Origin of the sequence: Diaphorobacter sp. C33, from assembly GCF_030503915.1 — a bacterium.
Lineage (GTDB): Bacteria > Pseudomonadota > Gammaproteobacteria > Burkholderiales > Burkholderiaceae_C > Diaphorobacter > Diaphorobacter nitroreducens.
This window is the reverse complement of sequence record NZ_CP129980.1, coordinates 3,631,491-3,646,072: the sequence shown is the minus strand read 5'-3', so window position 1 is coordinate 3,646,072 and position 14,582 is coordinate 3,631,491. Positions and strand designations below refer to the sequence as shown.

The window sequence follows — 14,582 nt, the reverse complement described above, 5'->3', positions numbered from 1 at the left end:
CGCATTCCCGCCGTTCACTTCACTGGTCCCGTCACTGCCCCGCGAAGCTCTTGGTGCTGTAGAGCTCGTGCGGCAGCCGGTTCAGCACGGGCAGGCCGGTGGCGGCGTCGCGCGGCTGCTTGTCGATGTAGCTGAAGAAGACATCGGCATCCAGCACGCCGATGTCCAGGCGCCGCGCCGCGGGCACGGCCGCCAGCGTCTTGTAGCCGTCGCCGCCCGTGGCGTTGAAGCTCAACACGAAGAGCCTGTAGGTCTTGGCCGGATCGATCGGCCCCCAGGTGCCGGTGGCGGCGTTGCGCACTTCGAGACCGGAGGCGCGCTGGCCGAAGGCGGCCGAGGCGTTCACATCGAAGCGCAGGCCGCCGGTGTAGGGATAGGGCCCGGTCGAGCCGCCCGCCTTGAACACGGCCTCCAGGCCGTCTTCGAGCATGGATTTCACCTCCGCGCCGGTCACGTCCAGACGGAACAGCATGTTGCCGAAGGGCAGCACCTGGATCACCTGCGCTGCTGTCACCGTGCCGTCCAGCGCAATGCGCACACCGCCGCCGCTTTGCAGCGAGATGTCGGCGCCGCCGTACTTGGCATTGCCCTCGTCCACGTAGGCCTGCGCCACCAGCTGCTGGATGTCGCCACCGCGCAGATGCACGCTGCCCTCGGCGTTGCATGTGGGGCTGGAGCCGCCCGAGCCGGGATTGCCCGGCACGCGGCGGAAGCACAACTCCTTCGGCACCACCGCCACGTTGGTCTTGTTGAAAACGGCCACGCGGTCCTTGAACGGCTGCAGCGCCGTGGTGGCAGCGGCGGCTGGCTGCGTCACGCGCAGAAAGCCCTTGGCTGCCACGTCCGCATCGATAGCCTTCTTTTCGGCGTCGGTCGGGGGCAATTTGTTGATGGTGAAGTCGCTACCGATCAGCACATGCGGCGTACCGCTGCACTGCGTGACCTCGCCCTTGCCGTCAAAACGCACCTTCAACTCGCCCACCACCTGCGCGTATTCCCAGGCCTGCACCACGCAGACGTTCTTGCCGTCCTTGTCGGTCACGCGCGTGGGATAGGCGCCACTGGGCGTGCCCACGCCCGTGGTCTTGAGCGCGTCGGGGCCCAGCAGCGTGTGCGAATCGCCGCCCACGATCACGTCCACGCCGCTGAGCTTGGCGGCGATTTCCTTGTCGTAGCCATAGCCCACGTGGCTCATGACGATGATCTTGTTGATGCTCTGGGCGCGCAGCTTGTCGATCTCACGCTGCGCCGCCGTGACTTCGTCCTCGAAGGTGGTGTCCGCGTCGGGGCTGGACGAGGCCTTGGTCTTGCCCGCAATCGTCAGGCCGACGATGCCGATCTTCTGGCCGCTGCGCTCCACCACGGTGGAAGGCTGCACGTAACCGGGCGCCTTGGTGGCGTTGAGCGCCGAGCCGGCACCGAACTTCACATTGGCGCTGAGCACCGCCGTCTTGCAGGACCCCTTCTTGAGCAGGTCCAGGAATCCCTTGAGGCCCGCGTCACCCTTGTCGAACTCGTGGTTGCCCAGCGTGAAGGCGTCGAAGCACACGGTGTTCATCAGCGCGGCATCGGCCTCGCCGTCCGCGCCCGCGCGGTTGAAGTACAGCGTGCCGGTGAGCGCGTCGCCCGCATGCAGCTTGAGCACGTTGGCGCCCGCGGCCTTGGCCAGGCTGTCGAAGGCCGCGGTGACGCGCGCAAAGCCACCGGCTTCGACGGCCACGTCCACGGGCGCGGCGCCGCCCGTGGACAGCTTCAGCGTCTTGGACTTGGCGTCCAGCGTGGAGTGGTGGTCGTTGATGTGCAGGACGGTCAGCTCCAGCGGCTGGGCCTCGTCGTCATCGTTGCCGCCGCATGCCGCCAGCACGCCACACGCCGCCAGCGCCACCGCGCCCATCCGCACCCGCCGCCCGTAGGGCTTGTTGGCCCATTGCATCCACGAACCCATGTTCTCGCTCCCTGTTGAATCGTTACAGAGTGGAGATGGTGGGAAGCAAGGATGACAGCGCCGTGAAAGCCCCACGCGCGCGCCCGTAGAACAGGGGTCGTGCGGCCCCTTTTTGCTCACATAAAAAGAGCATTTACCGCTTGCTGTACAAGCGTTAGGGCCGTTTTTCTATCAAGCCCTCATACCGCCAACTCCGCCAACGGGATGCGTTTTTCCTGCACGCCGTGGCAGGCCACGCGCGTGCCGCCGTCATCGATGAGCTGGGGGCGCTCGGTGCGGCAGCGGTCGTTGGCGTAGGGGCAGCGTGGGTTGAACGCGCAGCCCGGCGGCGGGTTGAGCGGGTTGGGCACCTCCCCTTGCACGGGCGTGCGCGCGCGGCCGGTGTCGTGCATCTTGGGGATGGCGTCCAGCAACATGCGCGTGTAAGGGTGGCGCGGGTTCTCGAACAGCACCTTCTTGTCGGCCAGCTCCACCAGCCGGCCCAGGTACATCACGCCCACCTGGTCGCTCACGTGGCGCACCACGGCCAGGTTGTGGCTGATGAACAGGTAGGTGAGCTGCCGCTGGCGCTGCAGGTCCTTCATGATGTTGAGCACCTGCGCCTGCACCGACACGTCCAGCGCGCTGGTGGGTTCGTCGCACACCAGGAACTCGGGCTCGGTGGCCAGGGCACGCGCGATGGAGATGCGCTGGCGCTGCCCGCCCGAGAACTGGTGCGGGTACTTGGCCATGTCCAGCGGCGACAGGCCCACGGACTGCAGCAGTTCGCCCACGCGTTTCTTGAGCTGTGCAGCGTCGGTGATGAGACCATGCTCGCGCAGGGGCTCGCCGATGATGTCCTCCACCAGCCATCGGGGGTTCAGGCTGGCATAGGGGTCCTGGAAGATCATCTGGATGCGCCGGCGCATGGCGCGCGCATCCTTGCCCTTGAAAGCGGCGTGCGCGTCCTGCCCGTCGAAGGTGAGGCCGCCGCGCGTGGGCTCGTACAGCCCCACCAGCAGGCGCGCCACGGTGCTCTTGCCGCAGCCGGACTCGCCCACCAGGGCCAGCGTCTTGCCGCGCTCGATCGTGAATCCCACGCCGTCCACCGCATGCAGCAGCGCGCGCGGCTTGCGCTCGATGACCCGGTTGAGCCAGGGCGCGGAGACATCGAACGTCTTGGCGAGGTCATGCGCCTGCACCAGCGGTGCGGTGGTGGTCGTCGTGGAGCTCATGCAGCCACCTCGCTCGTCACATCGTGCAGCCAGCAGGCGGCCTGCGTAGCGCCGGCGGGCATGAGGTCGGGGCGCGCCTGGCGGCAGCGGTCGAAGGCGCGCGGGCAGCGCGGGTTGAAGGCGCAGCCCTCGGGAATGGCGTTCAGGCGGGGCATGGCTCCGTCGATCTGGTTGAGGCGCTCGCGGTCCTGCTCCATGTCGGGAATGGACGCCATGAGGCCGGCGGTGTAGGGGTGGGCGGGCTGGTTGATGACCTCGTGCACGGGGCCGATTTCGGCCACGCGGCCGGCGTACATCACGGCCACGCGGTCGCAGGTCTCGGCGATCACGCCCATGTCGTGGGTGATCAGCATCACGGCCGCGCCGCGCGTCTTGCAGATGCTCTTGAGCAACTGGATGATCTGCGCCTGGATGGACACGTCCAGCGCCGTGGTGGGCTCGTCCGCCACGATGAGCTGCGGCTCGGCCGCCAGCGCCAGGGCAATCACCACGCGCTGGCGCATGCCGCCCGAGAACTGGTGCGGGTAGTGGTCGATGCGCTGCTCGGCCGCGGGAATGCCGGTGTCCTTGAGCAGGTCGATGGCCCGCTGGCGCGCCTGCGCGGCGCTCATGGGCAGGTGGGTGAGGATGGTCTCCACCAGTTGCTGGCCCACGGTGTACAGCGGGTTGAGCGAAGTCAGCGGGTCCTGGAAGATCGCGCCGATCTTGCGCCCGCGGATGTGGCGCATCTGCTCGTGCGGCAGGTTGTCGATGCGCTGGCCCTGCAGCACGATCTGGCCCGAGGCCACACGCCCCGGCGGCTCCAGCAGACCGATGATGGACGCGCCCGTGAGCGACTTGCCCGCGCCGGACTCGCCCACCACACCCAGGATCTCGCCCGGTGCGATGGAGAACGACACGTTGTCCAGCGCGCGTAGCGTGCCGCGGCGGCCAGGGAATTCGACGACGAGGTTGTGGACTTCTAACAAGGACATATCAGTTTTCCATCGCGCTGCGCGCAGTCAACAGCGCTCGAAACGGGCGCAGCCCATGCCAGCAAACGCCGCACAAGGGCCGCCCCGCCGCGTTGGCGTCGTTCCCCTTGTCGCAGCGCGCGGTGAAGCGAGAAAAAGGGGAAGAGGCCCAGCTGCTCAGGGGGTTGTGGTTCATTTTTCAGCGCAGGCGCGGGTTGAGTGCATCGCGCAGCCAGTCGCCCAGCAGGTTCACGGACAGCGCGATCAGCACCAGCATCACGCCGGGGAAGACAGTGATCCACCACTCGCCGGAGAACAGGTAGTCGTTGCCGATGCGGATCAGCGTGCCCAGCGAGGGCGACGTGGGCGGCGCGCCCACTCCCAGGAAGGACAGCGTGGCTTCGGTGATGATGGCCGTGGCCACCTGGATGGTGGCCAGCACCATGACCGGCCCCAGCACATTGGGCAGCACATGCTTGCGCATGATGCGCAGCGGCGAAACGCCGGTGACGCGCGCGGCCTGCACATATTCCTTGTTGCGCTCCACCAGCGTGGAGCCGCGCACGGTGCGCGCGTATTGCACCCAGCCCGTGAGCGAGATCGACAGGATCAGCACGCCGAAGGCCAGCGAATCGGGCGCGTTGGGGAACACCGCACGCCCCACGCCGGCAATCAGCAGCGCGATCAGGATGGCGGGGAACGACAGCATCACGTCGCACAGGCGCATGAGCACGCCGTCCACCCATCCGCCGCGAAAGCCCGCCACCAACCCCAGCGCCACGCCTACGACGACCGACAGCGCCACGGAGGCCAGGCCCACCACCAGCGAGATGCGCGCGCCGTAGATCAGCGCCGAAAGGATGTCGCGGCCCTGGTCATCGGTGCCCAGGGCGTACTTCCAGGTGCCTTCGGCCTGCCACACGGGCGGCAAGCGCGCATCCGACAGCTCCAGCGTGCTCAGGTCGAACGGGTTGTGTGGCGCCACCCAGCCGGCAAAGATGGAGCAGAACACGCACACGGCGGCAATCAGCGCCGCGATGATGGCCACGGGCGAGGTGCGAAAGCTGTGGGCCACGTCGCTGTCGTACCAGCGCAAGAGCGTTTGTTTCATGGGCGAAGGGTCAGGCAAAAAAGGGAGAAGGCGGCAAGGTCGTACGGTCAGGGGCCCACGCCCATCCACTTGAAAGGCATGGTGTTGTCGGCCATCTGCACCAGGCGGATCTTCTTGGATACGCCCCAGGCCAGGGCCTGCTGGTGCAGCGGGATGTAGGCAATGTCGGCGGCCTGCAGCAGCAAAGCCTCGCGCAGAAGCGCGTCGCGCCGGGTCTTGTCGGTCTGCGTCTGGACCTGCAGCAACAACGCGTCCAGCCGCGGGTTGCAATAGCCCCCCAGGTTGAAGTGGCCCGCGCCCTCTCCGCGCGGGCAGGCCGCCAGCGCGTTCAGCGCACCGTGTGCGTCGTAGGTGGAGGGCGTCCAGCCCATCAGGTAGAAGCCCGCGTCGCGTCGCAGGATGCGCGGGTAGTACTGCGCCTTGGGCTCCGCGCGCACCGTCACGCGCACCTGCAGGGTCGCCAACTGTGCAGCGATGGCGGTGCACAGTGCCGCGTCGTTCACATAGCGGTCGCTGGGGCAGTCCAGCGTGAGCGCGAAGCCCTCGCCATAGCCGGCCTGCGCCATGAGCGCGCGCGCGGCCGCCACGTCGTGCGGCAGCCGCTTGACGTCGGGCTGAAAGCCATTGACGCCCGGTCCCACGATGAGCGCGGCCGGCGTGGCAGCGCCGCGCATCACGTTCTTGATGAGCGCATCGATGTCGATGGCCTGGTAGAAAGCCTGGCGCACGCGCCGGTCCTTAAAGGGGTTGGCGCCGCGCACGCTGGCGTACGGCAGCTCGTCGCTGTGCTGGTCCATGCCCAGGAACAGGGTGCGCAGCTCGGGCCCCGTGACCACGCGAACAAGTCCGGCGGCGCTCACGCGTTCGATGTCCTGCACAGGCACGGGCTCCATCACGTCCACGCGGCCGGCCAGCAGCGCGGCCACGCGCGCCTCGTTGTCCGGAATGGGCAGGAAGACGACTTGGCGTGCGTTGCTCTCGATGGTGCCCCAGTAGCGCATGTTGCGCTCGAACACGGTGCGCTGCTGCGGGCGGCGCTCGGCCAGTCGGAACGGCCCCGTGCCGTTGGCGCGCAGCGCGGCGGCGTGCCCCGCGGCCCCGCGCGCGTCGCCTACCTGCGCGATGCCCTGCGCCTCGCTCCAGCGCTGATTCATCATGTAGACGTGCGACAGCAGGGCCGGCAGCAGCGGCGTGGGCTCGCGGGTTTCGATCTCGATGGTGTGCGCGTCCAGCTTGCGCACCTCGCGCACGCCGCTAAGGTAACTGCGCATGTCCGAGCCGTCGGACTGCGCGCGCCGCAGCGAAAACACCGCATCGTCGGCCGTGAAAAGCGCACCGTCGTGGAAGGACACGCCGCGGCGCAACTCGAAGCGCCATACGGTGGGGGTGGTCGCACGCCAGGCCAGCGCCAGCGCAGGCACCAGGCTCAGATCCTTGTTGCGTCCCACCAGAGGCTCGTACACATTGCCGGTCAGGCTGAGCTGCAGCGATTCATTGAGCGCATGGGGGTCCATCGACAGCGCATCGCCCTGGTTGGCCACACGGATGGTTTGCGCATTAGCTACTAAAAATATAGCTGCTAACGCTTGCAGTACAAGCGTCAGGGCCATATTTCGCATCCAGACGGTGCTCCGCATCATGCTGCTGTACCGTGCGGTCTCACTGCGCTTGCCCCAGGGGCATGGCCTGCTCGACCAGGCCGGCATGCAGGGCCGCGCCCAGGGGCAGCACGTCGTCATTGAAGTCGTAGCGGCTGTTGTGCAAGGTGCTGTTGCCAGCGCCCATGCCCTGCCCCAGGCGCAGGTAGGCGCCGGGCCGGGCCTGCAGCATGAAGGAGAAGTCCTCCGCGCCCATGCTCGGCTCCAGGTCGCGGTCCACGTTTTCTTCGCCCACCAGCGACGCAGCCACGTCGCCTGCGAAGCGCGCATCGCTCTCGGTGTTGATGGTGGCAGGGTAGATGCGCTCGTAGCGAACGGTGGCGGTAGCGCCAAAGCCCAGTGCGATGGCGTTGCACAGCTCCTTGATGCGGCGCTCCACCATCTCCTGCACGGCGGGGTCGAACGTGCGCACCGTACCCACCAGCGTGGCCGTGCCCGGCAGCACGCTGAACGCGCCCATGTCGCCCGCCTGCACCGCGCACAGGCTGATGACTGCGCTCTCCAGCGGCCGCACGTTGCGCGAGACGATCCCCTGCACGGCGGTGACGATGTGCGCGGCCACCAGCACCACGTCCACCGTCTGGTACGCATGCGCACCGTGGCCGCCGCGCCCGGTCACTTCGATCGTGACGCGGTCGGCCGCCGCCATCATGGCGCCGCTGTTGATACCCACGGTGCCGGGCCGCATGGCCGGCCAGTTGTGCATGGCGTACACCGACTGCACGGGAAAGCGCTCGAAGAGCCCGTCCTCGATCATCACGCGCGCACCGCCCAGGCCTTCCTCGCCGGGCTGGAAGATCAGCACCGCCGTGCCGTCGAAATGGCGCGTGGCCGCCAGGTAGCGCGCTGCACCCACGAGCATGGCCGTGTGCCCATCATGGCCGCAGCCATGCATCAGGCCGCTCTTGCAGGACTTCCAGGCGAAATCGTTGTGCTCGGCCATGGGCAGCGCGTCCATGTCGGCCCGCAGACCGATCATGCTGCCGCTGCTGCGGCCCTGGCCGTGGATGATGCCCACCACGCCGGTACGGCCGATGCCTTCGTGCACCTCGTCCACGCCAGCGTGCCGCAGCGCCTCGCGCACACGGGCGCTGGTGTAGACCTCTTCAAAGCCCAGCTCGGGGTGGGCATGCAGGTCGCGGCGGAATGCGGTGAGCTCCGGGTGGTACTGCGCGATGTGCGCGAAAGCGCGTCCGCCTGCCTTCAAGCGCTGCTGCACGGCCTGCATGTCAGTGCCCTCCCGCCTTGCCGCCCACGCGCAGGCGCGGGTCCACGGCGAAGTACAGCAGGTCCACCACCAGGTTGATGACCACGAAGATCAGCGCGATCAGGCAGAGGTAAGCGGCCATCACGGGGATGTCGGCAAAGGTCACGGCCTGGATGAACAGCAGGCCCATGCCGGGCCACTGGAACACCGTCTCGGTGATGATGGCAAACGCAATCAGGCCGCCCAGTTGCAGGCCGGTGATGGTCATCACCGGCACCAGCGTGTTCTTGAGCGCATGGCCAAAGTGGATGGCGCGGTCGGTCAGGCCACGCGCACGGGCGAACTTGATGTAGTCGGTGCGCAGCACTTCCAGCATCTCGGCGCGCACCAGGCGCATGATCAGCGTGAGCTGGAAGATGGCGAGCGTGATGGCCGGCAGCGTGATGTGGTGCCAACCCTTGGCCGTGAGCAAACCCGTGCTCCACCAGCCCAGTTGCGTGACATCACCGCGCCCAAAGCTCGGGAACCACCCGAGTGTGACCGAGAACACCAGGATCAGCAAAATGCCGATCAGGAACGTAGGCAGCGACACACCCAGCAACGACAGCGTCATGAACACCTGGCTGGTGAAGGTGCCGCGCTTGAGCGCCGCATACACCCCCATGGGCATGCCCACCGCGAGGGCGATGAAGGCGGCCACCAGCGCCAGCTCCAGCGTGGCCGGGAAGCGCTCGGCGATCAGCCGCGAGACCTTGGCCCCCTGGCGCAGGGAGAGCCCGAATTCGCCCTGCGCCGCATTCACCAGGAAGTGCCAGAACTGCACGATGAATGGCTGGTCCAACCCCAGGGCAGCACGCATCTCGGTGATCTGCTCGGGCGTGGCGTCCTGCCCCAGTAGGAAGACCACGGGGTCGCCCACGAACTGGAACAGCATGAACGAGATGAAGGCCACGGCGACCATGACGATCACGGCCTGGATAAGTCGGCGCAGGATGAAGGCAAGCATTCTCGGGCTTTTGCAAGATGTCGGGCCATGCTAGCAGGCATCGGGGCGCAGCCAAGGCTCGTCCCCGCAGCGGCCGGGTGCTTAGCCTGGCCGTGGTTCGCCTGCGCGGGTGCTTTCCGCACGCAGGCGGTACGTTATGGCACGGCCGCTCACTGGACCTTGACGGTGCGCATGTCGATGCGGTTGTCGGCGCGATGCACCAGCTCCACATTCTTCTTCATGGCCCAGGGGATGACCTGGTCGTACAGCGGCAGATGCGAGACCGTGTCGTTGGAGAGCTGCAGCGCCTCGGTCAGCATGCGCGCGCGCACCGGAGCGTCCGTCTCGGCCTTGATGCGGTCCACCAGGTAGTCCATGCGCTCATTGCGATAGCGGCCCACGTTGTAGTTGCCATCGCCACCAGTGCCCACGCTGCGCACCAGCGATTGCAGGCTGTACAGCGCGTCAAAGGTCGGCACGCCCCAACCTAGCATGTAGATGCTGGCTTCGCTGCGCTGGATCATGGGAAAGTAGGTCACCAGCGGCAGCGTGCGCAGCTTGGCCTTCACACCGATGCGCGCCCACATGGCGGTGACCGCCTGGCAGATGGCCTCGTCGTTGATGTAGCGATTGTTGGGACAGGCGAAGTCCACCTCGAAACCGTCGGCATAGCCGGCCTCGGCCAGCAGCTTCTTCGCGGCCTCGACGTCGTAGGGCATGCGCTTGCCCACGGCCTCCGACCAGCCTGCGACCTGCGGCGCCACCAGGGTACCCGTCGGCTTGCCCAGGCCGCGCAGGATGTTGCGCGTGAGGGCATTGGCGTCGATGGACTGGTACAGCGCCTTGCGCACGCGCAGGTCCTTCAAGGGGTTCTTGCCCTTGATGTTGGAGCCCACGAGTTCGTCGCGGAACTGGTCCATGCCCAGGAAGATGGTGCGGTTCTCCAGTCCGTCCACCACCTTGATGGTGCCCGACGAGCGCAGGCGGGGCAGATCCTGCGGTGAGGGGTCCAGCACCAGGTCCACCTCACCCGACAGCAGGGCGGCAATGCGCGTGGCCGCCGACTTGATGGGGGTGTAGACGATCTCGGTCACATTGCCTTCCATCTGGCCCCACCAGTTCGGATTGCGCTTGAAGACCATCTTCACGTCGGGCTGCCATGTCTCCAGCGTATAGGGGCCCGTGCCCATGGCGTTGCGATGGGCGAAGTTCTCATCGGTGCCCTTGATGTCCTTCGGCTCCACCGATCGGTTCTTCTCGGCCCAGGCCTTGCTCATCATGCGCAACTCGGTCATTTGCCGCAGCAGCACGGGGTTGGGCGACTTGAGGAAGATGTCGATGGTCTGCGCATCCACCTTCACCACCTTGTCGATGCCTTGCACATACGGCGTGTAGTTCGATGTCTTGGACATGGCGCGCTGCAGCGAGTACACGGCGTCATCGGCGGTGAAGGCGGAACCATCGTGGAACTTCACGCCCTGGCGCAGCGTGAAACGCACTTGTGTGGGGCTAACCTCGCGCCACGCCGTCGCCAGCATGGGCTCGACCTCGAAGGTACGGCTGTTGTAGTAGACCAGGCTTTCGTACACATACGAATGGATGGCGTTTTGCAGCGCGTTGTTTTGGGAGTGGATATCCCAGGTGGCGATTTCGCCCTGGCTGGCCCACTTGAAGGTCTTGGCATGCGCCGCTGGAGCCACGGCTGCCACGCAGGCCGCCGCAAGAGAAAGGATCAAGGCATTGATTCGCATGGGAATCCTCTTTTATAGAAAGGAGCGACTATGGCAGCGTGGCCGTGGCCACTGGCAAAGGGAAATCCCTGAAATGGTGCATCGCAGATGCGCCGCCATTCATCCGCAGTGCTGATGCAAAACCAATGCCCGGACTGCGTATCTACGCTCGGCGGGGCAAGAACCGTACTTCGGGAAAAAAACAACCTCCCGAAGGAGGTTGTTTGAAATCGGGGCGGGCCCATAAGGGCCCTTCCCCTCCCCACTCAATGTGCCTTAGAAGCGATGGCGGACACCCACGGTGATGCCGGTACGGCTGCGTGCGCCGCTCGCCGCATCCAGCACGAGCGCGCTGCCGCCGCTGATGCTGGTGTGGTCCACGCCGAAATAGGCATCGGTGCGCTTGCTGAAGGCATAGTCCGCCACGGCCACGTAGAAGTTGACATTGCCGTTGGAAGCACCCGTGGCCGAGCCCGACTGCTTACCGCGGAAGTAGTGCGCGCCCAGGTTGAGCTGAGGCGTCAGCTGATAGCCCACACCTACCTTGAACAGCTGGCGTTTGTTGGCGTCGCCCGGCTGGAAGCCGCCATTGGTCTGGCCGGCCCAGAATTGCCCCAGGATCGCTCCGTCTACGAGGTTACGGAAACCCTGGATCGGGTTGGTCACCGTAGCGTATTTCGCCTTGTTCAGGCCATAGCCTGTATTGAAGTACCACGGACCCGTGCGGTACGAACCGCCCAGAGTCCAGGCGTCTACGTCGGTGCCGCCTGGCAGCGTCGTGCGCATGTAGCCGCCGCCGACGGCAAACCCGCTCGCGGAGTAGCGCAGGTAGCCGCCAGCCGTCTTCCAGGCACCACCCCCCAGGGTGCCTGCAACGTAGGCAGGCACTTGCGCCGCCGAGGCAGGCAGGCCAGCTTCCAATGCCTTGGTGTCGTTGTTCTCGTCAAACGAATATTGCAGCGAGCCTACGAAGCTGCGGTCCGGCGTTGCGAAGGTGTACTTCAGCATGTTGCTGGTACGCGCGCCCATGGCCATTCCCAACTCAGGTTTGTAGGCTTCCATGTAGGGGGAATACGGGAACGAAGCGTAGGTGCTGGTCACCACGTCGAACAGGACATTCCACTGACGTCCGGCAGTCAGGCGGCCATAAGGGCCTTGCAGACCCAGATAGGACAGTTGGAAGAAGGGGGTGGAAACACTGCCGTCATCGGCATTGAGACGGTTTTCCAGCACCACCAGGGCCTTGGACCCGCCACCCAGGTCCTCCTCCACATTGATGCCCCAGCGGCTTTGCGACATGCCGCCACCGATCATCTTCGTCAGGCCATCTTTGCCGGCACCTTCGTTGTTGGTGTGGCGCACGGCGGCATCCACGATACCCCACAGCTCCACCTTGCTGGTACCGGCGGACTGGGCCATTGCCACGCCCGCGCCGCACAGCGCCAGGGCAGCCACAATTTTCTTTTGCATACGACAGACTCCTCTTGGATTGATAACCGGCTCAAGATTCGCAGCCACGCCTTGATGAACTCGCTCACTGGACGTGCGCCACTCGCTTCACAACACTCGACTTCTCCTCCACCAGGGGCCCTGCGGCCAAATCGTGTTCTTGGCAGGAAGCGAGGAGGCTTCATTGTTGAAAACCCGCCGAGCAGGGGCAAGGGCCCATCGCTTTACAGCCACAGGGGTTAACCCGAAAAATCGTCGCACAAGAGACACCAAACCGCAGACGAAAAAAAACCGCTGCCCGAAGGCAGCGGTTTTGTCTTCTTTATCCAAGCTGGCCTCACGCCAGCCCGAGATTAGAAGGAGTGGCGAATACCCAGTTGCACGCCAGTCTGGTTCTCGCCAGCGCCGGGGCCGCCGGTGCTCAGGCTCTTGGCAGCCAGACCCAGGTTGGAAGCGTCCTTGTTCTTCATGTAAGCCACGGTGCCGTACAGAGCCGTACGCTTGGACAGGTTGTGGACATAACCCAGGCTGATCTGGTGAGCCTTGGAGTCGATGGCCTTCTGGTCGTACAGAGCGTACTGCAGCTTGACTTCGCCAGCGCCCACGGGAGCGGAAGCACCCAGAGCGTAGGCGTTGACCTTGCGGTCGGAAGCGCCGGGCACGTCATCCTTGGTCTGCTGGACGATGGCGTTCAGCTTCACAACGTTCAGGTTGTAAGAACCAGCCACGGTCAGAGCGTTACGCTCAGCGTCGGCAGCCAGGTTGCGCTGGTCGTACGACACAGCCACGCCCAGGGGGCCGTTTTCGTAGGCAACGTAGCCACCGACGTAGCGGCCGGCCTTGCCGGAGGTTTGCTCGTCAAAGCCATAGCCCAGGCCAGCGGTGAAGCCGCTGAAGTTGGGGGTGTAGTAGCTGATCATGTTGCTCGAACGGATGCCGTTGGCATCGCCGCTCGTGCCGTACCAGTTGCTCCAGCCCATGAATTGGCCGATACCGGTCTGACCGAACAGGTCGTAGGAGCTGGTCTTGGAGTAGCCAGGGGTCAGTTCACGGCCCAGGCGCACTTCACCGAAACCACCAGCCAGGCTGACCGTGGAACGGCGCTGGAAGTTGAAGCCAGCTGCGTTGCCGTTGTCACCGAAGATTTCGCCTTCCAGCCAGAAGCCAGCCTTCAGACCGCCACCCAGGTCTTCCACGCCGCGGAAGCCCAGACGGCTCGTTGCGTTGCCGCTGGTGCTCAGGCCATACACGCTGTCGCCAGCGGCGTTAGCGTTGTCCACGTAGCCGAAAGCGGTGTCAACGATACCGAACAGCGTCACGGAGGATTGGGCCATTGCGGCGCCGGAAGCAGCCAGCACTGCCAGGGCAATCAGGGATTTTTTCATTGCGAGTTACTCCAAGGTTAAACAGAGGGCCCCGGATCGTAGAGGACTTGGAGGTGCGGCTCACGCACAGCCCCGCCGGTTCCCCGGGCCAACCTCCTGGTGGGGAAGTTGGTCCTATTGCAACAGAGCCCGCCAGGTTTCGCAAAGGAAATCCCTCAGAATCGGGCCAAAAGCGGGTTTTCGTTGCTGTACCGCAACATGGCCAAAACGGCAGCAAAACCGTCTTATTGTTGCTCCGAGTAAGCACTTACCGTACGGTTTTTTGCGTTACCTGCGCCATTACGTGCGCGTAAACAACGTTTTTGTTACCCATGGACACACTCCTCATTGCCGCAGATAGCGCCCTGCGAACCTTGTTCGCTCGTCCGAGAGCGGGAGAACCCTCACCGGCACGCTCCCTGCCTGCGGTGGACCTCTCCGTCGAGCAAAGGCGTCTCTCCAGCGCGTTGATGCGCGTCAATCATGTCGGGGAGGTGTGTGCCCAGGGCTTGTACATGGCGCAGTCGTGCGTGACCCGCGACCCCCAACTGCGCAGCGATCTCCTGGCCGCGGCGCGCGAGGAAACCGACCACCTGGCCTGGACCCGCGAGCGGCTCGACGCCCTGGGGAGCCGGCCCAGTCTCCTCAACCCCTTGTGGTTCGCTGGCGCCTTCGCCATCGGCCTGGTGGCGGCCCGGGTCAGCGACCAGGCCAGTCTGGGTTTTGTGGTGGAGACGGAGCGGCAGGTATCCGCCCATCTGCAAGGGCACCTGCGCCGCCTGCCGGAGGCGGACCTGCCCTCTCGCGCCATCGTCGACCGCATGCAGCGGGATGAAGAACGCCACGCGGCCCAGGCGCAGGCGGCGGGCGCCCTTCCTCTACCGCCCCCGGCGCGTTGGCTGATGAAAGCCGCCGCCAAGGTCATGACGACGACTGCACACTACATCTAGTACGTCCCGCCGCGCT

The 14,582-nt window shown here is 65.6% G+C and carries 11 protein-coding genes; 1 reads left to right on the top strand and 10 read right to left on the bottom strand.

Annotation, left to right across the window (positions count from 1 at the left end; translation table 11 throughout):
* Window positions 1–31: 31 nt before the first annotated feature.
* From QY917_RS17195 to QY917_RS17150, 10 genes are all read right to left on the bottom strand, one after another.
* On the bottom strand, window positions 32–1,945 hold the full coding sequence (locus QY917_RS17195; protein ID WP_011804143.1) for a bifunctional UDP-sugar hydrolase/5'-nucleotidase: 1,914 nt from the start codon (window positions 1,943–1,945) through the stop codon (window positions 32–34).
* 179 nt (window positions 1,946–2,124) lie between these two features.
* A complete protein-coding gene (locus QY917_RS17190; RefSeq protein WP_047350968.1) occupies window positions 2,125–3,159 on the bottom strand; it encodes an ABC transporter ATP-binding protein in 1,035 nt (344 codons plus the stop codon).
* On the bottom strand, window positions 3,156–4,133 hold the full coding sequence (locus QY917_RS17185) for an ABC transporter ATP-binding protein (protein WP_012655671.1): 978 nt from the start codon (window positions 4,131–4,133) through the stop codon (window positions 3,156–3,158). The genes QY917_RS17190 and QY917_RS17185 overlap by 4 nt, the downstream gene beginning before the upstream one ends.
* A 178-nt stretch (window positions 4,134–4,311) precedes the next feature.
* On the bottom strand, window positions 4,312–5,223 hold the full coding sequence (locus tag QY917_RS17180; RefSeq protein WP_011804140.1) for an ABC transporter permease: 912 nt from the start codon (window positions 5,221–5,223) through the stop codon (window positions 4,312–4,314).
* A 47-nt stretch (window positions 5,224–5,270) separates the two neighbouring features.
* The gene (locus QY917_RS17175) at window positions 5,271–6,842 is read right to left on the bottom strand and encodes an ABC transporter substrate-binding protein (protein WP_123675002.1); all 1,572 of its coding nucleotides are present in this window, start codon (window positions 6,840–6,842) and stop codon (window positions 5,271–5,273) included.
* Between the two features lie 40 nt (window positions 6,843–6,882).
* A complete protein-coding gene (locus QY917_RS17170; protein WP_123675001.1) occupies window positions 6,883–8,109 on the bottom strand; it encodes a M20 aminoacylase family protein in 1,227 nt (408 codons plus the stop codon).
* A 1-nt stretch (window position 8,110) separates the two neighbouring features.
* Window positions 8,111–9,094: an ABC transporter permease gene (locus QY917_RS17165; RefSeq protein WP_012655668.1), complete on the bottom strand. Its 984-nt coding sequence runs from the start codon at window positions 9,092–9,094 to the stop codon at window positions 8,111–8,113.
* Between the two features lie 149 nt (window positions 9,095–9,243).
* Window positions 9,244–10,824 carry an ABC transporter substrate-binding protein gene (locus tag QY917_RS17160; RefSeq protein ID WP_123675000.1) on the bottom strand — a complete coding sequence of 527 codons (1,581 nt, stop codon included), beginning with the start codon at window positions 10,822–10,824 and terminating at the stop codon, window positions 9,244–9,246.
* 255 nt (window positions 10,825–11,079) lie between these two features.
* Window positions 11,080–12,273 carry a porin gene (locus QY917_RS17155; protein WP_012655666.1) on the bottom strand — a complete coding sequence of 398 codons (1,194 nt, stop codon included), beginning with the start codon at window positions 12,271–12,273 and terminating at the stop codon, window positions 11,080–11,082.
* 332 nt (window positions 12,274–12,605) lie between these two features.
* Complete coding sequence (locus tag QY917_RS17150; protein ID WP_088887586.1) at window positions 12,606–13,637, bottom strand: porin; 1,032 nt, start codon at window positions 13,635–13,637, stop codon at window positions 12,606–12,608.
* A gap of 311 nt (window positions 13,638–13,948) precedes the next feature.
* On the opposite strand from QY917_RS17150, the gene coq7 reads away from it, so the two are divergent.
* Window positions 13,949–14,566, top strand: a complete 618-nt coding sequence (coq7, locus tag QY917_RS17145) for a 2-polyprenyl-3-methyl-6-methoxy-1,4-benzoquinone monooxygenase (RefSeq protein WP_047349133.1) — start codon at window positions 13,949–13,951, stop codon at window positions 14,564–14,566.
* Window positions 14,567–14,582 lie beyond the last annotated feature (16 nt).

Coding starts and splice junctions, on each gene's coding strand:
- QY917_RS17175 (WP_123675002.1), bottom strand. CDS start 6,842: ATGCGAAATATGGCCCTGACGCTTGTACTGCAAGCGTTAGCAGCTATA.
- QY917_RS17170 (WP_123675001.1), bottom strand. CDS start 8,109: ATGCAGGCCGTGCAGCAGCGCTTGAAGGCAGGCGGACGCGCTTTCGCG.
- QY917_RS17185 (WP_012655671.1), bottom strand. CDS start 4,133: ATGTCCTTGTTAGAAGTCCACAACCTCGTCGTCGAATTCCCTGGCCGC.
- coq7 (WP_047349133.1), top strand. CDS start 13,949: ATGGACACACTCCTCATTGCCGCAGATAGCGCCCTGCGAACCTTGTTC.
- QY917_RS17180 (WP_011804140.1), bottom strand. CDS start 5,223: ATGAAACAAACGCTCTTGCGCTGGTACGACAGCGACGTGGCCCACAGC.
- QY917_RS17155 (WP_012655666.1), bottom strand. CDS start 12,273: ATGCAAAAGAAAATTGTGGCTGCCCTGGCGCTGTGCGGCGCGGGCGTG.
- QY917_RS17190 (WP_047350968.1), bottom strand. CDS start 3,159: ATGAGCTCCACGACGACCACCACCGCACCGCTGGTGCAGGCGCATGAC.
- QY917_RS17195 (WP_011804143.1), bottom strand. CDS start 1,945: ATGGGTTCGTGGATGCAATGGGCCAACAAGCCCTACGGGCGGCGGGTG.
- QY917_RS17160 (WP_123675000.1), bottom strand. CDS start 10,824: ATGCGAATCAATGCCTTGATCCTTTCTCTTGCGGCGGCCTGCGTGGCA.
- QY917_RS17150 (WP_088887586.1), bottom strand. CDS start 13,637: ATGAAAAAATCCCTGATTGCCCTGGCAGTGCTGGCTGCTTCCGGCGCC.
- QY917_RS17165 (WP_012655668.1), bottom strand. CDS start 9,094: ATGCTTGCCTTCATCCTGCGCCGACTTATCCAGGCCGTGATCGTCATG.